The 20699-nt window shown below is 58.5% G+C and carries 15 protein-coding genes; 3 read left to right on the top strand and 12 right to left on the bottom strand.

Features of this window, described 5'->3' with window-relative positions:
- Positions 1-2: 2 nt before the first annotated feature.
- Positions 3-1151: a hypothetical protein gene (locus ACN50D_RS12490; protein ID WP_307850527.1), complete on the bottom strand. Its 1149-nt coding sequence runs from the start codon at positions 1149-1151 to the stop codon at positions 3-5.
- Positions 1152-1753: 602 nt separating this feature from the next.
- Here ACN50D_RS12490 and ACN50D_RS12485 point away from each other — a divergent pair.
- Both ACN50D_RS12485 and ACN50D_RS12480 read left to right on the top strand, forming a co-directional pair.
- Positions 1754-2893: a hypothetical protein gene (locus ACN50D_RS12485; RefSeq protein WP_212633671.1), complete on the top strand. Its 1140-nt coding sequence runs from the start codon at positions 1754-1756 to the stop codon at positions 2891-2893.
- Positions 2886-4361 (top strand): polysaccharide biosynthesis tyrosine autokinase, encoded by a 1476-nt coding sequence (locus tag ACN50D_RS12480; RefSeq protein WP_212633670.1) that lies wholly within the window; start codon positions 2886-2888, stop codon positions 4359-4361. The genes ACN50D_RS12485 and ACN50D_RS12480 overlap by 8 nt, the downstream gene beginning before the upstream one ends.
- A 26-nt stretch (positions 4362-4387) precedes the next feature.
- Here ACN50D_RS12480 and ACN50D_RS12475 read toward each other — a convergent pair whose 3' ends face one another.
- On the bottom strand, positions 4388-6004 hold the full coding sequence (locus ACN50D_RS12475) for a glycosyl hydrolase family 28-related protein (RefSeq protein ID WP_212633669.1): 1617 nt from the start codon (positions 6002-6004) through the stop codon (positions 4388-4390).
- Entirely contained in the window at positions 5997-7163 is a 1167-nt protein-coding gene (locus ACN50D_RS12470) for a glycosyltransferase family 4 protein (protein WP_212633668.1), read from the bottom strand. Before ACN50D_RS12470 ends, ACN50D_RS12475 begins: the two co-directional genes overlap by 8 nt.
- Before the next feature lie 250 nt (positions 7164-7413).
- Between ACN50D_RS12470 and ACN50D_RS12465 the strand changes: the two genes are divergently transcribed.
- Positions 7414-8529: a glycosyltransferase gene (locus ACN50D_RS12465; protein ID WP_212633667.1), complete on the top strand. Its 1116-nt coding sequence runs from the start codon at positions 7414-7416 to the stop codon at positions 8527-8529.
- A gap of 750 nt (positions 8530-9279) precedes the next feature.
- On the opposite strand, the gene ACN50D_RS12460 is transcribed toward ACN50D_RS12465, so the two are convergent.
- The 9 genes from ACN50D_RS12460 to ACN50D_RS12420 form a co-directional block, all read right to left on the bottom strand.
- Positions 9280-9414, bottom strand: a complete 135-nt coding sequence (locus ACN50D_RS12460) for a hypothetical protein (protein ID WP_257217608.1) — start codon at positions 9412-9414, stop codon at positions 9280-9282.
- Positions 9415-9903: 489 nt separating this feature from the next.
- A complete protein-coding gene (locus tag ACN50D_RS12455; RefSeq protein WP_212633666.1) occupies positions 9904-11211 on the bottom strand; it encodes an ArgE/DapE family deacylase in 1308 nt (435 codons plus the stop codon).
- Positions 11212-11329: 118 nt separating this feature from the next.
- A complete protein-coding gene (locus tag ACN50D_RS12450; protein WP_212633665.1) occupies positions 11330-12949 on the bottom strand; it encodes an AMP-binding protein in 1620 nt (539 codons plus the stop codon).
- 166 nt (positions 12950-13115) lie between these two features.
- Entirely contained in the window at positions 13116-14672 is a 1557-nt protein-coding gene (gcvPB, locus tag ACN50D_RS12445; protein ID WP_064689703.1) for an aminomethyl-transferring glycine dehydrogenase subunit GcvPB, read from the bottom strand.
- Complete coding sequence (gcvPA, locus tag ACN50D_RS12440) at positions 14669-16072, bottom strand: aminomethyl-transferring glycine dehydrogenase subunit GcvPA (RefSeq protein WP_212633664.1); 1404 nt, start codon at positions 16070-16072, stop codon at positions 14669-14671. Before gcvPA ends, gcvPB begins: the two co-directional genes overlap by 4 nt.
- Before the next feature lie 44 nt (positions 16073-16116).
- Positions 16117-17268, bottom strand: a complete 1152-nt coding sequence (locus tag ACN50D_RS12435; protein WP_212633663.1) for an ATP-NAD kinase family protein — start codon at positions 17266-17268, stop codon at positions 16117-16119.
- 112 nt (positions 17269-17380) lie between these two features.
- Positions 17381-18187, bottom strand: coding sequence for an SDR family oxidoreductase (locus ACN50D_RS12430; RefSeq protein ID WP_197941440.1), 807 nt, complete (start codon positions 18185-18187; stop codon positions 17381-17383).
- A 209-nt stretch (positions 18188-18396) separates the two neighbouring features.
- Positions 18397-19836: an APC family permease gene (locus ACN50D_RS12425; RefSeq protein ID WP_212633662.1), complete on the bottom strand. Its 1440-nt coding sequence runs from the start codon at positions 19834-19836 to the stop codon at positions 18397-18399.
- A gap of 67 nt (positions 19837-19903) precedes the next feature.
- Positions 19904-20680: an SDR family NAD(P)-dependent oxidoreductase gene (locus ACN50D_RS12420; RefSeq protein WP_212633661.1), complete on the bottom strand. Its 777-nt coding sequence runs from the start codon at positions 20678-20680 to the stop codon at positions 19904-19906.
- Positions 20681-20699: the final 19 nt, after the last annotated feature.

Genomic DNA, 20699 nt, shown 5'->3' with positions numbered 1-20699 from the left:
CTTCATGCTTTCTCGGACGCGAGTCTGTTCGCTCGCATCCCGCTGAGGAAGACCGAGTTGTATTCCGGCGCCAACCTCGAGGCTGCCACGTGATAGGGCACGAACATGAGCACCTCGGTGATCACAAAGGACAGAAATACTGCAGCGCCGGAATGGAAACCGAACAAGAAGGTCAGTCCGAGCACCACATAGAGCGCGGTGTTCGCGGCCCTGAGCCAGAACACCATTTGCGTGCGGCCTGCCCGTCGTAGCGCGGCAAAGGGGATGGTTGTCACCAGCATGCACAGCTTCCACACACAGGCAACCGCCAGAGCAACATACAGTGAACTGTTCCAGGCGGGACCGAAAATCAGGCTCCACACACCCAGGTAGGCACTGGCAAAGATCACCGCTGTTCCGACCACGATAATTATCGCCACGTTGGCGACCTCACCTTTGTGTCCGTGGGCGAGTTGACGCACTCGGCCGTAGGCGAGAATCGGTTCGAGGATCCCTGAAATGGTTGATACAACCCGGAATCCGACAGCAGCTGACGGTCCGAGGACAGCCAGGATGAAAGATGCCAATGCCGGCTGGACCATACCGACTGTCGCAGTCTCGCCGGTGACCCACGCAGCCTTGGCCAGGTCAGGCGGCAGGCCTAGATCACGGCGAGAAGGCAACGGCCAACATCTGATGAGGATGGCTACGAGAGCTCCCGCTGCAAGAACCCTGACACAATTGGCGTTCTCGTACACAGCAAGGATCAATGCGCACAGGCAACCAACCATAAGGACCGAAGCGGCAACCGATTCCAGCTTCCATCGACCCCGCACCACCCCGATCGTCCGGGCCATCAGCAAGCCCGACGACAGTCCCAGAACTCCGATCAGCGTGATGGGCGTCGGAGGTACCGCTGGACTCACGATGAGGAGAGTCCCGGATGCCAAGCTCAGCAATGCAATCCACCAGGGCATCGATACTTTGTGATCCGCTTCTGGAGTGGCAAGGCGGGACTCGACCACGAACGCTGACAGCAACTGCGCCACGTATGTTCCGATCGCCAGCGAAACAGCAAGGAGGCCTTGCTGTTCGATGGGTGCAACGCGTGCGAAAACAGCGATGAAAATTGCCGGGAACGCATTAAGTGCCAACCCCGCGACAATTTGCACCAGTGGCTCAACGCGCTTCACGTTCAGCACTGACTGAACGCGCGTCACTCCCCTGCCTCTACAGGCACGGCACACATCGTGGATTCTTCGAAATTGACGGCGATAACTGCTCCGTAGCGCGGCACCCCAACATCAATCACGTTGGCATCCAATTGGATCAGGTCGATTCCCGGTGGCCAGTGCGTATCCGCACTTCCGTCCCGTAATGCACACTCCACCTGTAGTAGTGTATGCCACGGATCGGCTGCCGTGCTCGCTGAGATCGAGCCACTTACGAAGAGGGAGCTCAGCGATGTGTGATTCGAGATCCTTTCCCACTCGTCGAAGTTTCATTCCCGTCGGGCCGCGGAATAACTGCGCTACGAAGCACCAAGACACACATGCATTCTGATTTCTCGCCAAGAGCGGCCGGCGAGGATCCGCCACAACGCAATACACCGACATGGTGGCTGGCCCCGGCCGTCATAATTCTTTTACCAGTCCTGGGATCGTTCACCGCGTGGGTATCCCTGATCGGTTGGTGTGCGGCTGGTAAGTGTCCGGCCGGCTCACTGCTGAATTTGCGCGGATTTCTAGAACCTGCCCCTTTCACCATTGCCGGCGTGACGTTGCTTGCGGTTTGGTACGGCATGGTTGTGGTGCTCGCAACGATCGGTTGGAGATTGGGACTGGGCACAACGCCGACACGGGAGTTCGTCGAGCGAACGACCAGTACGAACTTCGAACGGCGCTACTTTTTCCTCATCCTCGCAGTGTCCACGATCGGCGTGGCGTATGCGTACTACCGAATTACTGCGGCGACATCCATTATCGACGCCCTGACCACCCAGACCGGGAACGCCTTCACGGAGGCACTACCCGACTCGGCCGGAATCGCGACGCTTCGATACGCGACCATCCTGGCGGCACCCATCAGCGTTTACCTCTGGCGAAAAAAGGTGCTCCATCCTGGATTCGTACTGTGGGCCGTTCTTCTCCTGGTGGCAAACTCGATGGTCGCCTCCCGCCTCTCGCTGGTGATGGCGGTCGTGGTGTACGTCGTCTTACAGATAGCGGTGCCCCGCAAATCCGTGAGCGCGGACCGTAAATCTCTGCGGCCTTGGCACATCATCACCGCTGTAGCGATCATGTTCCTGATGCTCACGGCACTCAACTACGTCCGGAACGGCAACTACTACCGCGATGCGGGAGTCTCGAACCCGATCGCGATGAATCTCTATCAGTCCGGCGCCTATCTCGCCGTGCCGGCTCAGGTGTCCATGGGCGTGTCAGATGCGATCATGCGCGGCACTTTTGACAAGCCAGGGAGTGTCGTCGCGTCCGTATCGGCGGCGCTGCCCAGCTTTCTGGTTCCGGCACATGAGGTCAGAGCAAAGGAGTCGCTCGGCGCAGACTCCTACGATTTTTCGGTCTCGTTTGCACCGAATTTCACAACCAACTCTGAATTCGCTGACATCTATACGGATTTCGGAGCGTGGGGGTGGCTATACACGCTCCTGCTGTTCCCGCTGGCCGGTTACGTTTTCGGTCGGTTCCTGACATATGGTCCAGTGATCGCCGGATCGGCAGGAGTTATCGCCTACTGTTTTGCCGAGGTATGGCGGATTCAGCTTCTTACGCAAGGAATTACCGTTTTCCTGGTCCTCCTGACGCTCGTCTGCGTGTTCGTGGCGGCACGAGGGCAGTCTCCCACCAAACTGGAAGACATGGTTTCGAGAGGAAATGTGAAGTCAAGTGACTGACAAGTTTGCAGGGACAACATATCGGCCGGGCAATGTGGGCAACGAATGGCTCCGCTCAGCGGTTGGCGCAGTTCGCAATCGTTGGATCATCCTGCTTGTGTGCGCACTGTTCGGGGGCTTCCTGGGAGCGATCTTGACCAGTGTGCAGTCGCCGAGCTACGAATCTTCCGCGGTGATCTACCAGACGCCTCACTTCGGCGACACCGACGGTACAAGTCGTCAGCGTACCGAGGCGTACACGAAGTTGCTGAGCTCCGACTTCCTCATCGAAACCGCACTGGCGAACACTGGATTGGAGATGTCGAACTCTGACGTGCGCGAAATGACCACGGCCAGTGCCAATGTCGGAAGCGCGATCCTGACGGTGACCGTGCGCGCGGACGACGGCGATACCTCGGCGAAGCTCGCCAATGCTCTAGCGCAAGCACTTCCCGGTGCCGTCGCTGTTTTGGACGGGAGCACACCTGCACAACCGGCACCAGATCAGTCGGAAACCGTGGTTCCGGACCCAGTGCGATTGTCGGTCATCAGCCCGGCGGTACCCGACGACGCTGAGGGCGGACCGCAGTATGCGCGCAATACCGCACTCGGCGTGATCGCCGGGCTTTTGGTGGGGTTGCTCTACGCATATCTGCGCAATCAGATGAGCCGGAAAGTTCAAGATGTTGCCGCACTCGGCAAGTTTCTGTCCGGGCCAGTCCTGGCCGGCATTCCTGCGGACACAGCGTTGGAAACCGGTGTTGTCGACTTCTCGAGAGAGAGCCCTGCCGCGGAGGCATTCCGCCGTCTCCGCACCGTGATCGCCGATCACGAACCCGGTCGGGGCGAATGTCGAACCATCATCGTTTCGAGTGCAGTCACCGGCGACGGTAAGACAGCGGTCGCGCTGAACCTCGCAATCGCTCTCGCTGAGAGCGGCAATGAGGTCGTATTCGTCGATGCCGCAGGAAGAAAAGAAGCGAATGCGCGCTCCGGACGCCACGGTTCTGATCATGAAAAGAACGCATCACCAGCCGGTCTGATCGATTACCTACTCAATGGTGACGACATCGACCGATACATCTCTGCGAGTTGGCATCCGAAGCTCTCGTTCATCCCGGCGGGACGCGATGCTCCCGGCATGTCCGAACTACTCGGGAGCACTCGGATGCGCAACGGACTCGCAGGTCTTGCTGCTCGCGCAAACTACGTCATCGTCGATACCGCACCGATGGCTGACCGATCAGACGCCCTTGTGCTGGGACGCTGGGCCGACGGTGTCCTGCTCGTGGCGCGATCTGACCATACGAGATACGCCGAACTGGGGGCTGTCATCGAATGTTTGTCGTTGGCCGAATTACGAGTCTGGGGCGTTGTACTCAATGACTCCCCGAGGCCACTGGCACGCAGAGCACGCAAACGCGGCGCACGATTGTCAGCGGCAACGCTGCTCGCGCGCGAGTCCCGCCCGATCAAAACAAACGTCTGACAGAAAACCGATCGGCATCGAATTCGTCATCGGCAGGCGACGAAGACCGGCTCTCCCTTCGGCGGGGTGGTTGTCACGGTACCCACGCTCACTTCCGGGTTCGTAGGCGTGCCACCGACACAACTGTCACTGAAGATCAAAACAGGTAGCCACGACGAGGGTGCTTGCTCCCAAACCAAATCCGCAGCAACCACTGTCCCGGATGAGCCCTGGAACACGGCGAATGGTCCGCCGGCTTCGGAACCGAGCTGCGGACCCGTCACGGTCACATTGAGCTGATCGATCGTGAACTGTGCCGAGTTGTCGGCTGAGAACGCCACCGCAGACTTCGCCGTCGTGATGGAGACGATTCCCAGTGAAACACCTTCGGTCCTCTGCAGCCCGACAGCTCCGGTACCTGGACCTATTTCGGTGTCGATCACCGTGCAATCGATCAGGGAAATGCCGGTAACAGGCGGGGTTGCAATAGATTCCACGAGAACCGACCAGTAACGACAGTTGTTAACGGCAACGCCCGCTACCTCTAGGTCGAACCGGCTGAAAGCGTCGCCAGTCGACCCGTTCGGTCTTGCCAGTACGTGCAGCCCTGTATGAGAATCCTCAACGGTGATCCCATCCAGCCGCACGCCGCGCGATGCCACATAGTGCCACCCGGCGCCCGAGTCCGGCGATGCCGAGTCAACCATGACACCTGCGCCGTTCGATATCCCATCGACCACTACTGCAGCTACCGTTGATCGATTGACCCCCGCCAAACGCACTCCGTTTGCCGCACCGCCCGACACGTGGACATCGGTGACATCGAAGTCGGTGTTCGACCACTCTGTCAACGTAGGGAAGGAAAAGGTCTCGGAAGCGCTGTCGAACTGGGCTTCTGGAGAATAGTAGGTGACCAGTGCCAAACCGTCGTCACCAGTGTTCGTTGCTGAATACCGTTCGACGGTTCCGCGTCGGCACGCGTTGAAATGGAGTCCGTCGGCCATGGTGTTCTCGACGTGAAGTCCGTCAACAGTGATGTCGGAAACGCCCATCATGATCACACCTGCCTGCGGGCTCGACTCGACTCTGCAGTCGCTCAAAGTCACCCAATCAACAGGCCTGCCCGAGCCGGTCCAACCATCGGGGACTGCCGACGTGTCCGATGCATAACCCACGACCCTGATACCGTCGCCCATCGACCGCAGCGCCGGCTGGCTTGCCCACCGCACTGCGACGTTGCGAAGAGATACGCGCTCCAGCGGACCACGCAGCACGATGCCGTGACTCGTGCCGGCACCGTTGTCGTCCAGGTTGTCCATCAGAAGTTCGGCACCGGTGTCGAAGTCGATCGAAACATCGGAGATCCCCACTATCGAGATCGCCGCCCCGCTTGCTGGATGACGCTGGGCAAAGCGGTACTGACCTGGAGGAAAAAGTAAGACGTCTCCAGATTTCAGTTCGGCGATGGCGTTGCCGATAGCAGTCGAGTCATCTTGTGTGCCGTCACCTACGGCACCGAAGTCGCGGACATCGATGATGTCACCACCATTCACTGCGCGGCGAACGGCGTTGAAGGGTTCTGGCAGAGCGGCAGGGAGTGCCAGCGCTGCCGGAACCATTCCGAGAAATTTGCGACGCGACAGCGCCGACGACCGATTAGCCAATGGGTGCCTCACTCAGGAAGGAACAAATCTTCTCGGCAGTAGCTGTTGACACGATCTCGGACTGGCGCTGCTTGACGTGCAACTCTCCACGGTGACTCAACGATGCCCTGGCGTCTTCGTTGTCACAGTACGTTTTCACGAGTTCGGCCAAGGCTGCGGAATCGTGCGGATCGAAATACTCTGCTCCGTCGCCGCATGTTTCCCTCAACACTGCGATGTCAGACGCCAGAACAGCGGTACGCGACGCCATTGCCTCCAGCGGCGGAAGACCAGCGCCTTCGAAAAGTGAAGGCATCACCAACAAATCCGCCTGAGCCACCAGAGCACGCAAACTGTCGAACGGAAGTCGGCCAGTCAACTGCACACGTTCACCCAGGCTTGCCACAAGCTGGTTGATTCGGTCGTCGAGTGTCCTGAGTGACTCATCGCCACCGGCTATCACCAGTGTGTGTGGGATGGAATCTGAGATTTTCGCAAATGCGTCCAGAAGTACCGGTAAGTTCTTGTGCCGCTTGATATTGCCGACATACAAAATGTATGGCCGCTGAATTGGCGACGATGCCGAGTCAGCTTCAGAGAACCACACGTCGTCTACCGGTATCGGTGTCACCAGTACCTCAGTTGAGGGTGCGATGGCAGCCATAGAACGAGCGGTGGCCTGAGACGGGGTGAAAATCGTTGCAGCCCTCAGCGCACTAAGTTTCAGCATCGTCCACGCGTACGCGTTCTTTGCGCGATTCTGGTCGCTCAGCTTCTTGTCTTCGATATGGAGCGTGTCATGCACCGTAGAGAAGTATCGAAGGTCCCGATTGCGAGGAGACGTTAGTGCAAAAGGAAAGGGGTAGTGCGGAACCCACAGTGCCCGTGGGTGGGTTGCCGACAATGCGCGACGCCACACGCGCTGTTCACCCATTGAGTACATTCGGACACCCGCGGGATCCGCGAAAATAACACGAGTTCCTTTGCTGGTGTGCGGTTCCGCGTTTCGGTCGGCGAGGATGGCCAGCTTGAATCCGCGCTCGTTGAGTACCTGCTCGAGTATAGGAATTTGGGTCCTGATGTAGGTGCCGATACCACTCTGACGGATATGTCGGGCATCGAACAACAGATCAACCAACTCGCCATCGCGGCTCGCCTGACCTGTACTGGGAGTGTCCATAGGTGAATTGTTGCAGGTCCGTCAATTTGATGGAGACAATGCTGCCGTGTCAAATGTCCGATTTCGCCGATGAAATGGTATCTTCGGCACGAACGTACTGGTCTTGCCGGACCATCGGTCGTTTCAGTTGCATCCGCGGCACCGAAGCTGAATCTGGCTGGTTATCAACAACGCTCAATCGGCCGAATCGCCCGATCCAAAGAGCACGTATCGAAAAACTGTCACACGCCGAGGGAGTCTCGAAGCAAACATGAACGAACCCAAATTAGCGATAGTGCACGAGCGATTCACCGAGATCGCAGGTTCTGAACATGTAGTCGAGCAATTATCCCTGACTTGGCCGCAAGCCACTGTCCATGTGCCTCTTGCACGACCTGCCGGCATACCTTCAGGACTTTCGTCCCCTCCTGTGACCACCTGGGTCGACGGCGCCTACCGGATGCTGGGAAGGTCTTCTTACGCACCGCTGATGCCGCTGCTACCCAGCGCTTTTCGCGGCATGAAACTGGGAGAGGTCGATGCGGTGGTGGTGAGCCACCATGCATTCGCCACACAAGCGGCCTTCGCCACCGACGCCCCGGTGATCGCATACGTACACAGTCCGGCGCGCTGGGCCTGGGATCCCGCCTTTCGCGCGCAAGAGTCGGGAGGCGTAGCTGGCGCTGCCGTGCTCGCAGCATTGGCGCAAGTCGCGCGACGCGGCGAGCTGAAAGCTGTGCGCCGACTCGACCAGGTAGTCGCGAACTCGACCGAAGTTGCCGACCGGATTGAACGCTGGTGGGGCAGAAAAGCAGTGGTGGTGCACCCCCCTGTAGACACCCATGGATTCACCCCTGATTTCTCGATCGAACGGGAAGATTTCTTCCTTCTTGCCGGCCGCTTGGTGCCTTACAAACGTCCAGACCTTGCGATTAGAGCCGCACGGCAGGCGGGCAAGAAACTCGTCGTTGTGGGCGATGGCCGATGGATGGACGTATGCAAGGAGTTGGCCGCCGAAGACACGGTCTTTGTCGGGCGAGTCCCCCACGATCAGCTTCTGGATCTTTACCGACGAGCCCGAGCCCTGCTGATGCCCGGCGTCGAGGACTTCGGCATCGTCCCGGTCGAGGCGATGGCCACCGGGGCCCCAGTGATCGCTTTGGGCGAAGGCGGTGCCCTCGACACAGTTATCCCAGGCAAGTCCGGTCTTCTCGTGGCCCCTGGCGACGACGCGAAGGTAGTTGGAGGTCTCGCAGAAGCAATGGAGACATTCGATCCAAACGATTTCAATGCGAAGGCAATCCGCGCATGGGCCGAAGGCTTCTCACGGAAGGCCTTTGGAGAGAACATGATGAGAACGGTCGACGCCGTTCTGAGCAGCCGGTGACTGTCAGGCAATCGGAATACCCAGCGCCGAAAATACGCGACAGGCACCACCATATGTGGATGCTGAGAGGGAAGATGCAGTCGAGGGGATTTGTTCTACGACACCCCGCGGAGTCGTCGTCTGGCCTTTTCGCCGAACGCCATCCTCACCTCGCGCTGGTCATCGGAAGGCGTATAAGTACACGAGGATCCGACAACCGGCCGCCACACCCGCGAAGCACTCTCCAACGCCACAGCCGAATCGGCTGCGCACAGCTCATTCGAAGACCGCCCCACCACCAACCCCTTACCCACCAACACCCACCGACGCCGCCACATTCCTCCCCGGCATCTCGCCGCCCAAGCACCCCAAGCCGGTCGACGCGGGACGTTCACACCGTCGTTCTCGGCATTCCACTACCGCGCGCAACCAACAACCTTCCGGGCCGCACGGCGTTTGGACCGGTCGCAGCCTTCCGGAGCTGTGACCTTCACGATCCTGGCCGGCCGCTTTCACGATAAGTGAATCGAAAGCCGGAGTCGGATAGGAGAAGGGCGACCCGACCTGATAGGTCGAAGTTCCCGCGGTCGTTCACTCGGAGCGTCCAGAGAATCGCCACAGCCGCTCCGGAAAACGTTCCGGGCGGCTGCAGAGTGGGTACGAGCGGTCGATTACCCGAATACCAACGCGCTCAAGGCAGTCTGCTCGCACGCGGATCTGATCGTCGAGATCGAGCTTTCATCCCCATCGGTGAGACCGAACGTAAGCCGCCTACGATCCGCCGCCGGTCCCGAGGAATGTCGCGAGCCCGGCAACACCGGCAACTCCGCCGAATATTGCCGCCAACGCACCTGCGACACTGATGACACTGTCGAGTAGTTTGAGATCGGTGTCGGATGAACCCATGGCAGTCTCCTGGAGAGTGTTAGGTGAATGTGCGCCGAAGTGCGCGATGTTGCACACGTCACACTACGGGAAAATGTCATCTCGATCAATCAATTTCTGGAGTAAATCTGTTGTACAGCAACATATTCGAACCTTCGGATGGGCAGTGTTCGAACCACACGGAATGCCGCCGGTCCGCAGTGCGAACCGGTGGCACACCGTTCCCAATAGCCGACACTCAGGCGTTCGTCACTTGCATGACGCACTTGTCCTCGTGCACTCTGCCGGCGCGAACTCGGACAGGTCCTCGCAGTCGCCAAAACTACCGAACCCGCCGTGAGGACATCAGTAACTCGACGTCGCGAACGAGAGAGTGAACCGATGGTAGAGCCACACAATGTGGGATGATCTCGCGCGGGAATCGGAACCCTATACGTCGACGACATCACCGGATCATCTCAGATTAGCGGATCGCAACAACTTGGCAGTGCCACACCTAATACAGAGTATTCATTTCACACCGCACCACTCAAGAGCAGTGAGCGCCAAACTCCTGGTCGCCGCGAATATTTCGCCGACATCGCAATACTCGTTCGGCTTGTGCGCATTTGCTAAATGACCGGGGCCGTAATTCACGACCGGGATATCAGTTTTCGCAATCCATGTGGCATCGCAGGCGGCTGGAAACGCCTCGACGATTGCCGAGATTCCGTTTGCGCGCTCGTGACTTTTCCCGAGAGTACGCACAATCTCGTGATCAGCCGGGGTACTGAAACCTGGGAACTCAACCGGCCACTCATAGGTGGGCAGTTTTTCTGCTAGCCATGGATCCAAAGAGACTGACCAGTTGACGAAGTTTTCTATTTCAAGCTTTACCGAATCTGAGTCCTCCTCCGGTGGATACCAGACAATGAAATCTATCTCGCAATATTCAGCGAATACGAACGGGATATCGATGTCTTTCCCCCGACCGTGAATCGTACCCGGCATGACGACGAATTGCCCTGGCTTGAAAAGTGGTCGCTGTTTGCTCATTCCCCACTGTTCTTCCATTCGGTACAGCGCTTGCAAAACCAGGTACCCCTTGTCGATTGCGTTCACGCCTGCGCGTGTACCGACTCCACCTGCGCGCACCAACTCGCGTCGAAGCCCTGGGTGCCCGGCTAATCCCTCAACCCGGACTCTGCCCCACAACAGGCCGGCAGCAGTCGGATTAATGGTCAGCGGCGAGTCGAAGCTAGCTGAAGGCTCGACAACGATGGCTGCGTCCGCCGTGTAGCCGTTCTGAAGCACGCATCCTGTGCCGACTTCGTGCTCGCCCAGTTCCTCGCCTGCAACTGAATGGACAACCAAGTCGCCAGTAAGCTGGATACCTGACCTACGAATCGCTTCGATCGCACTGAATGCCGCTATCACGCCACTTTTCATGTCACTTGCGCCTCGGCCGTGGATTCTCCCGGAGACTTCGCTGGCGATGAAGGGGTCAGTTTCCCACTTATCGGGATTCCCTGCTGGCACGACGTCAATGTGTCCGTTGAGTAGGAGCGATCGACCCGTACCACTTCCATTCACGACCCCGGCGAAGTTTTCCCGTCGCTCTTGACTCTTGACGAGTTGGGAGCGGTCGAAAAGATATCCAAACCGATCCCGAAGCAAGAGATTCGCCTCAGACTCTTGGCCGAGGTATTCCTCGGACCGGACTCCTGGATAATTCGGATTCACGCTGGGTACCTCAACTAGACATTTTACGTCTTGGATGATTCTTTCACGTGATTCCTCGATTTCGGCGAGTACCCGGCGAGCTGCGTCTTCTGTCATGTCAGCGTCCTTTCGAGATTGATGCAATTCTCATACAGTCAGCCAAAAGTGAGCCTATTCAAATCGGCCGACCACCTTAACTCAGCGCGAGGATGTGTGATTTTTCGTCTATATGCACTCACCCGCGGATTCGCTCGCGCTTTCCATTCCATTCGCTATCTCGCAGCTCGTTCTTGCGTGTCTTTCCAGTTGATGTCTTCGGCAGTTCGGTGAGAAATACGATCTCGCGCGGCGCCTTGAAAGCCGCGATGCGCTCTCGTACGAACTGTGTCAAATCAAAATCGGAAGTTTTGGAGCCCGATTCGACAACCACAAATGCCTTCGGCCGCTCTCCCCATTTCGAGTCCGGAACGCCGATCACCGCGACGTCCGATACTGACGGGTGACTCATAAGCACTTGCTCGATTTCGACCGTCGAGATGTTCTCTCCTCCGGATATGACAATGTCTTTAGCACGATCCACGAGCTGAACGTAACCATCGGGGTGCATGACCCCCAGATCTCCGGAATGGAACCAGCCGCCGGAGAAAGCCTCTGCGGTGGCCTGTTCGTCCTCGAAGTAGCCCTTCATGACGATGTTTCCGCGCATGACGATCTCGCCTATCTCGGTGCCGTCTCTCACGACATCGACGAGTTCGCCACCAGGCTGCTGTTGGGTGCGCACGACCCGCACCGGACCGGATGCGAGCATCCCAACTCCTTGACGCGCCAGCAAGTTTGCGAGTGTTTCTTCGTCGAGAGCGGACCACGCTGCCTGAGGTTCGCAGACCGCACACGGCCCGTAAGTTTCGGTCAGTCCATAGACGTGCACTAGGTCGGCTCCGAGTGCCCTGACCGCCTGGATTGTGGTTGGGCTTGGCGGGGCTCCCGCGGTAGTGATGGTCAGATTGTGCTTGAGTGGATGCGCCGATTCGGCTGCGGCCAGCGTGGTGAGCACCGTCGGAGCACCGCTCATATGGTCGATCTTCTCGTTGTCGATCAGTGACCACATCGCGTCACCGCGGACTGCACGGATACACACGTGAGTTCCGGATGCCGCAGTTATCGCCCAGGGACCACACCACCCGTTGCAGTGAAACATGGGCAATGTCCACAGGTATCGGGTATTTGCGTCGAAACCTTGGTGATGTATTTGACTCAGGGAGTTGAGGTAAGCACCCCTGTGGGTATACATCACACCCTTCGGGCGTCCCGTCGTACCGGAGGTGTAATTGATTGAGATAGTTCGGGTCTCGTCGTCGATCTCCCATGGCAACGGCTCGTCCGATCCGCGAGCCATGAGCGTTTCGTAGTTGATCAGTGATGACCCGACGTCTGGATAGGTACCGTCCTGCTGCGGTAGTTGGACCGTCTCGCGCACCGTCCGCAACGGTGAGTTGTGTAGCTGTCCAAGCAGATTGGGATCGCCAAGCAAAATGACGGTTTGGGAGTGATTACAGATGTATTCGATTTCCGCTGGTGAAAGTCGCGTATTGATCGCAACTAGAACTGCACCGATCAGCGGAACTGCGTAGTGGGCGGCAAGTAGTTCAGCTGAGTTGGTTGCCAGGTAGGCGACTCGGTCTCCGGGCCGAACCCCGGACTGACGAAGACCGTGGGCGAGGCGTGTGACGACTGAGGCGAAGCCGGAATACGAAATCCTCCGATCTCCGTCTATCACCGCAATCCTATTCGGATGAACCTCAGCTGTGCGCTCGAGAAATTTTAGGGGTGTTACCGGGGTATCCAGTCCCGCCATGAAGGCTCCTTGTTGATAATCGCGCATAAGCTTGGCCGAGAAAGCAATTTAAAAGTTTGCTACGACCCTTGTGCTGATGTGTGCACCCATAAAAGATTTATGTCATGAGAATTGATAAACATGGATCGAGAGAGTCAGACGGTGAATTGCACACAAGTACGTCGACCTACGTACGGCTCTCGGTGAGCTTTCGTTGGAACGCGCGCCACGTCGTAGCCCGGGTACGCGGATCGTCGGTGACGCCAGGCTTCAATCGGTGAATGGCCTGGTTGTGAGGTGCAGTCTTGACGATATCGGGGTTTGAGTACGCCTCATCCGAAATGCGCGCGAGTACCGCGACCCAGCGATCCAAAGCCTCCTTGCCGTACATTTCGCCGGCCTCAGGCGTAAAGGGTTCAGGAATCAGCCACGGTTCATGGCTGGTCCACATTGCGTCGATACCGAAATCAGTCATGCGGTTTTGTACGTCGTGCACATCGACGCCGGTCTCATCTTTGAGAGTCTGCATGCTGTATCGCGTCATTTCGAGGCGAGGGCTCTTACTCTCCGGGTGCGAGCGAGTCACGCCTCGAATTGCGAGGAGCCCCTTCTCCATATAGTTGTTCCCGAGCACGGAGATGTCCGACGCTTGCGCAATTCCGTCGGCCCCCATGGCGCGCACCCACGCGTAAGCCTTGAGAATCACAGGAACATTACCCCAGAATTCGCGTATCTTTCCGACGCTTTGCGGGCGGTCGTGATCAAGACTGTAATGATCGCCATCAACCGTGACGATTGGCGCCGGCAGGAACGGTGCGAGCGCTGCCGAGCATCCGTAGGCTCCAGTGGCAGGCCCGCCGACGCCACTCTTGGGTGCTCCAAAGGTCTTGTGAAGCATGAACATACACGCATCGAATCCGATTTCGCGCGGACGAATCTTCGACATCGTTCCGTTGAAGTTAGCACTGTCGTAGAAGCAGAGGCCGCCTGCTTCGTGAACAATTCGTACCCACTCTTTCATGTCGGGGTTGTAGACACCCATATCGTCGGGGTTTCCGACCATCAAGGCTGCCGTTCGGTCGGAAACCGCGGCCTTGAGCGCGTCGAGCGACGGGTAACCGTTCTCGTCGAGCATGAGCGTGATGACTTTGAACCCGGCGGCGGCAGCTGTCGCCGCGTTGCAGGGGTGGGTTTGAATAGTTGTGATGATTTCGTTGCGCTGCTCCAACTCGCCACGGGACGCGTGATAGGCGCGTGTCACGGCGGCGTGAACGAAGGCAGCCTCGGCGCCTCCGCCAGCTTGGAAGACGAACTGGTCCATTCCTGAGAGCTCACGCAGAATGCGATCCATACCGTGCACAATTTCCAGGGTCCCTTGCAGCGTGTCTTCGTGCTGAAGTGGATGTACCTCAGTGACTTCCGGGCGCCAGGCAATTGCCTCGTTGATCTGCGGGTTGTATTTCATCGTGCAGGTGCCGAATAGGCTAGTACCCATCATCCCCAGTGTTTGCTGTGACAATCGCAAATAGTGGTACAGCACCTCCGGCTCAGACAGTTCTGGCAACGCGGGGCGGTCGCGACGGCGCATAGCGGCGGGAACCAGGTCGACTGCAGCACCAACGCGCGCCTCGATCGCTTCCTCGGTTGGCGAAAACAACGCGCCACGACGGCCGGGGTAACCCATTTCCATGATCACCGGCTCGTTCCAGACCGGCGCCTGGATCTCTTCTATCTTGACGCTCATTTCGCGGTCGCCTTCCTGACAGCGCCAACGAGGCGCTCTATGTCGGCCATTGTGTGAACTTCTGTGACGCAGTACAGCGCGCTGGCACCCAGTTCAGGAAAATCCCGAGATAGGTCCTTGCCCCCAAAAATCTGAAGATCCCGCAGTGCTGCGTTGATCTCGTCGACGCTCTTGTCGGTGCCGTCGAAGTTGACGACGAATTCCTTGAAGAAACCGGACGGAAAGGTGACGTGGATACCGTCGAGGTCGGACAATAGTTGTGCGGCGTAGTGTGCACGCTGCAGAATGAGTCCGCCGACATCTTCGAACCCTTGCGGCCCCATCATTGCCATGTACGTGGTGGCGGCGATCGCCCACATATATACCGAATGGCCAGTCCAGTCATTTCCCTTGTCTCGCAGACCATAAGAGGACTGCTCGAACAGGCTGAGACCAAACCCGTACTCGCCGGCCTTGATTGTCTCGGCGATGCTGATGAACAACGTGGGGTACTGATGGGCGTAACGATCCTCGTCGCGCGAGGCTATGAAACCTCCGACCCCGCCACCGGTATGCATGTGGATACCGAGCGGCTGAACCGTGCCAACGACGATGTCCGCGCCGAAATCTACTGGTGATGAAAGAACGCCAAGCGAGATCGGATCGACGCCCACAATGGTTTCCGCGCCCGCAGCACGCGCGATGGCTGCGATCTCCGCTCCCTGCTGCTCGATCACGCCGAGATAAGAAGGCGTTTCGAAGTACACCGCCGCAGTCTGCTCGCCCACTACGGCGCGGAGGTCATCCAAATTCATCAGCCCGGTGGCCGGATCGTAGTCAACTAGACGGACTGCGATATGGCTTTCCATTTCGACCGGCTCGCAGTAGTTGCGAATGACGGACAACCGTTCGGGATCGATCGCGCGAACAATCGCTACTTCAGTTCGTTGTGTAATACGAGCCGCCATCCTTATGGCATGTCCTGCAGCGGAACCCCAACTGCGAACGGGCAATCCGACCAGATCAAGTTTGAGCAGCTCGCCAAGTTGGCTGCAGAACTCGAACCAGGCCTGATTGCGGCCGTGATCTGAGCTGGGCTCTCCGAAGACAGATGTTAGCCACTCGTTCCGGCGGACCACCTCGTCGCACGCTGCGGGGACATGATGCTGCCACAGACCGGCGCCGAGAAAGCTCAAGTTCTGTTCGCACGTACGGTTCTTCGCGAGAGTGCTCAGAAGGTGACGCCGGAGTTCGCCTTCGCTGAGTGCTGGTGGCAAGTCGAGCGGCCGGGTGGTGCGATGGTCGAGAGGAATCTGTTCGAACAGTTCCGCAATGTCCGTGACGCCTATCGCTTCGAGCATCTCCGTTTGAACGGCGGGCACCGAATTGGCCATGTACGGATGGGCTGTGGGTCTACTCATGAAGTTTCCTCAGTTTCATTGTTTGGTACAAAGATTGGTGGCAACTAGGCGATTCTGAGAATCGTGCTGCGGTCATCTCCTGTGCGAACACGGATATAGCCGGCGAGACGGGTGTCGAGTTCGGAATCACCGGTATCGACCCGTATCGGTGAATTGTGGAGGGCGATCAACTTGTCCAGGGATGCAAGCACCAAGATGTTGTCGAGTCCGGCCTTCTCGATAACTTTCGAACTGATTTGCTGATTTCCGCGGCCGAAGAGGCTGCCCTGCCCACCCAGAATACTGACGACAATGCGTGCTTCGTGATTTCCCACGAGATGAAGCAGCGCATGTTCGTCGACATCGGCCCCTATCAGTTGCCCATCCAGGATGACGTCAACACCCAATAGCGTCGAAGGCAAACCCAAGGCGTCAGCTACGCGTCGGGTGGTTGTGCCCGGTCCCAGAATATAGAGACAGCCTGCCTGCATGGTGTTTGCCAGTTGCCGGGCAGCCGCGTCAAGATCCCTCTCGCTTCCCGCTCGCGATCCAGACTTCGCGTTTTGAACGAGGTGGCGTTCGAAGGGGCTGACCGCGTAGCCGTAGAGTCGCGCCGACAACCTGTCCTCACGAATTGCCCCCTCGTCGAGATCCATCACCTCGGCTTCACGGAGTTTGGCCGCCGGGCTTCGAGCCAGGAACAGCCCTGCCAGATAGCCGGCGTTCTCCGGACTGGTGCCGAACACCGCAGATTGCATTTTCACGCCGGCGGGTACACCGAGTAAGGGAACGCGGTCTCCGACCGCGGCGAGTACATCTCGTGCAGTACCGTCACCGCCGACGAACAAAATCAGATCAACATTCCGTTCGGCCATGGCGCGTGCCGTCGTTTGTGTATCCGCTGCGGTTGAGTCGCCAGAGTTCAACCGGCCCAATGTTTCCGGTTTCAAGCCCGCGACGCGCGCGGCGGTCGCCCCCATTTCCCCCGGGCCAGCGAGCACTCGAAAGGACGACGTCGTCGTCGACAGTCGCTTCAATGCGCGAACGGCGCGTGTCTCAGCGCCAGGCATGGCGCCGCGGAGTTTCGCTTCGCGGAGTATGCCGGGCCCGTCGGTTCCTTTCAGTCCGACGCTACCGCCCATCCCAGCGACAGGGTTGACGAGGAATCCGAGCGTCGGTGTCGTGATACCACCATCGGCGGTGAGGGACCTGCGCACGACTGGCTCCTCTCTGGAACTGAAGTCCAAGTAGATTCGGTGAACGTTTAGGAGGTAAGGACGGCGGAGAGGCGAATGACTATCTCTTCCGCCTCTGCTACAGGTCTGCCTGCTACAGAACGAGTTCGCCGGGGCCCTTGTACTCCTGAATCATGTTTCCTCCGTCGATGGTGATCAGCTGACCTGTGACGTACGAAGACTCCTCTGCGGCAAGAAATCCGACGAGCGCGCCGATCTCGTATGGCTCACCACTTCGCCGGAGCGGGGTGTTCTCTCCCCCAATATGCATGCCGGGCGTGAGTGCGGCGGTGTTGATGTACCCAGGCGCAATCGCGTTTGCAGTGATACCGAACTGACCGTTCTCGAGTGCGATCGACTTGGTGAGACCCACTACACCTGCCTTGGCCGCTGCGTAGGCGCCGAGTCCCGCGATAGCGCCGACCGGTCCGGTGACGGAGGAGAAATTGACGATGCGGCCGTACCTTCTCTCAATCATGTGCGGCAGAACAGCACGCACACAGTTGAATTGAGTCGTGAGGTTGATCGCGATCGTGCGCTCCCACGAGTCGATCGATGTCGTGGCAAGGAGTGGCACATCGAAGTCGACATCGTCGCCCTTCTTGGCGCGTGCTGCAATACCCGCGAGGTTTACCAAGCCGTCGATAGCACCGGCGTCCCTTTGGGTTTGGTCGATCATCTCGGAAACATCTGAATGCACCGTCAAATCGACAGTGGCAGCGCGGACATCGAATCCTTCATGCAGTAGGTCGTCGCGTCGGTCGTGCACCTGCTCAGAGATATCCACGAGGGTCAGCCGCGCCCCTTTCTGCGCGAGCACTCGCGCCGTCCCGAAGCCGATTCCCTGTGGATCGGCGACGCCTGTGATGACGATACTTCTGTTCTCCAACTGGCCAGTCATGATGCTTCGCTTTCTGTAAACGACCGCAATCCGCCGTTCGGCGTGCGGGAGGTAGGGGTGACGCGCATTCGAATATTGCGGCGATTTCGACTCAAATTTTGACGGATCATTCTGTCGGAGAGATACATTCAAGGGTCGGCACCATGCAAATTCTGCACCCGCGGTGGACGATGAAAATGGAGCGAACGTCTCCAAACGGATCCGGTCGGTTAGATGCTCGCCGCCGATGATTTGCCGAGCACGGAGCTGCCGGCTCCCCCAACCAGCGCAATAGTCAGTAGTGAAATCAAGACGACCGCGACACCGTTGCCACCGACCAATAGCGGGAAATTCTTCACCACCAGGAAGATCAGTCCTGCGAACGCCATCAACGAAACTGCTGGCGCTATGAACGTGGTCAGCCAGGATCCGCGTTCGTGTCCGCGGAAGTATGCCATCACCGCCAACGAGGTAAAAGCCATCAGCACAATAATTCCCAGGGTGGCTGCCCCGGAGAACCACGTGTACACGTCGAGCACTGGGTCCAAGCCGAGCATGACGGACCCGGCGATTGCAAGCATCCCGAACACCGTTACCACCACCGACGCACGAGAGGGTGCGCGGTGACGTGGATGCGCTCGACCTAGTCCTACGGGAAGCAAGCCCGCCGCACCGAAGTTGAATGTGAAGCGGGCGAGCACGTTGTGGAATGTTAGAAAACAGCCGAATAGGCTTACTAATACGAGAATTTGAATGGCATTCCGACCGAAGACCCCTAGGAACGTCAACGCGAGATCCATGATCAGGCTCTGAGGGCTTTCGGTCGCCTTAGCGACGAGACTGTCGGGGCCTGCGCCGACGGCGATGGCGAACAAACTGAACGCATAGAACAACCCGATTGAGACGATCGATATGTAGGTCGCTCGCGGGATGGTTCGCTGCGCATCGCGTGCTTCACTTCGAAAGATGACGGTGGCCTCAAATCCCACAAACCCAAAAAATGCGAACATCAGGCCGAGCGAGGGTGTGCCCTCCGTGAAATGCAGCGGATTCAGGGACGACGCATCGGTTCCTTCGGGTCCACCGCGGAACACCATGACGACATCGAGCGCGAGCATGATCGCGACTTCGAATATCAACGAAACACCGAGAATCTTCGTGCTCAGAGCAATGTCGCGGTATGCCAATACGCCGGTAATTGTCAGCCACCCGGTGCTCCACACCCACCATGGGATGACGACGCCGGCGAAGAACTCGACAGCAGCTCCGGTCGAAGCCCCCAGATATGCGACGAGCGCGACAAACAGCAACGCATACGACACCAACGCCAACGTGGCTGCTCCACGCCCGAACGCCTGACCCAATCCGGCACGAACGAAGTCGTAGAAGGCGCCGGCGTCCCTGACTTCGTGAGCCATGCGAGTGAATCCGACGGCAAACACTGCGAGCGCAAGTGCAGCAACGACAAAAAACAGGGGCGAAACCGGACTTTCGCTGGAACTGACTACAACGGGAAACACCGCTACCGCAGCGGCGAGCGGGGCGGCGCCGGCAGCTACCAGGAATACGACACCTCGCACGCCGATGCCCTTTCCCACAGGGGCAGGCGTCGGACTGGTTTCGGTTCCGGCGACGGAACCGGAGGGCGCCGTGGAGGATTGATGAGACATGGCATGCCTACCTGACTGAGATGGGGGATCTCGCCGATGGTTTCGAACGAGGTGGTTTAAGGAACGCCTACTCGGCCCTCTGAGAGCTGGCGCTCGCTGCTTCAGCCAGGGCTGGAGTGAAACCGCTCGTAAGTCCGCCTTCGATCGGGATGGCGGCGCCGGTAATCGAGCCACACTCGTTCGAGGCTAGGAAGTGGACCAGGGCTGCGACCTCTTCGGGCATCACAATGCGACCCGTCGCCGACGCCACGGTCACCAAACCGATTTCGTCGGCGGCGTTGTCCTGCGAAGCGAGCATCGGCGTCTCGACCGACCCGGGACAAATGCAATTGACCCGGATGCCGCGGGAGCCGTATTCGAGTGCCGCGACCTTCGTCAGAGCAACGACGCCCGACTTGGAGGTCGAGTAACCGCCGTACCCGGGAAAGCCCATGAGCGCGGCGACAGAGGACGTATTGATGATCGATCCGCCTGCGGGCATGTGCCGGGCCGCGTGTTTTATTCCGTGAAGCGGACCAAGGGTGTTTATGCGGTATTGCCGAGTCCAATCGTCGTCGGACGAGGATTCAATGGTTGCGATGTCGAAGACTCCGGCATTGTTGACCATCACGTCTATGCGCCCGTGCAACTCAGCTACGGCATCGCATGCAGCACCAACAGAGGCGTCGTCTGCGACGTCAACCAAGTGAAACGTCCCGCCGATTTGCTCGGCGATGGTCGACGCATCCGAGCGGTCGAACATCGCTACCTGTGCACCTGCTGCGATGAACCGGCGGACGATGGCCAAGCCGACTCCAGACGCCGCCCCTGTGACTACGGCAACTCGATTTTCCAGAGAAAACACGGTCTTTCCTCCATTCGTA

Origin of the sequence: Rhodococcus sp. SB1D (assembly GCF_048573875.1) — a bacterium.
Taxonomy (GTDB): Bacteria; Actinomycetota; Actinomycetes; order Mycobacteriales; family Mycobacteriaceae; genus Rhodococcus_F; species Rhodococcus_F qingshengii.
This window is presented reverse-complemented; position numbering and strand designations above follow the sequence as displayed.

What these genes read in the sequence shown, in the direction of transcription:
- ACN50D_RS12430 (WP_197941440.1), bottom strand. Translation starts at nt 18,187, where the DNA reads ATGACTGGCCAGTTGGAGAACAGAAGTATCGTCATCACAGGCGTCGCC.
- ACN50D_RS12465 (WP_212633667.1), top strand. Translation starts at nt 7,414, where the DNA reads ATGAACGAACCCAAATTAGCGATAGTGCACGAGCGATTCACCGAGATC.
- gcvPB (WP_064689703.1), bottom strand. Translation starts at nt 14,672, where the DNA reads ATGAGCGTCAAGATAGAAGAGATCCAGGCGCCGGTCTGGAACGAGCCG.
- ACN50D_RS12460 (WP_257217608.1), bottom strand. Translation starts at nt 9,414, where the DNA reads ATGGGTTCATCCGACACCGATCTCAAACTACTCGACAGTGTCATCAGT.
- ACN50D_RS12470 (WP_212633668.1), bottom strand. Translation starts at nt 7,163, where the DNA reads ATGGACACTCCCAGTACAGGTCAGGCGAGCCGCGATGGCGAGTTGGTT.
- ACN50D_RS12425 (WP_212633662.1), bottom strand. Translation starts at nt 19,836, where the DNA reads ATGTCTCATCAATCCTCCACGGCGCCCTCCGGTTCCGTCGCCGGAACC.
- ACN50D_RS12455 (WP_212633666.1), bottom strand. Translation starts at nt 11,211, where the DNA reads ATGACAGAAGACGCAGCTCGCCGGGTACTCGCCGAAATCGAGGAATCA.
- ACN50D_RS12450 (WP_212633665.1), bottom strand. Translation starts at nt 12,949, where the DNA reads ATGGCGGGACTGGATACCCCGGTAACACCCCTAAAATTTCTCGAGCGC.
- gcvPA (WP_212633664.1), bottom strand. Translation starts at nt 16,072, where the DNA reads ATGAGTAGACCCACAGCCCATCCGTACATGGCCAATTCGGTGCCCGCC.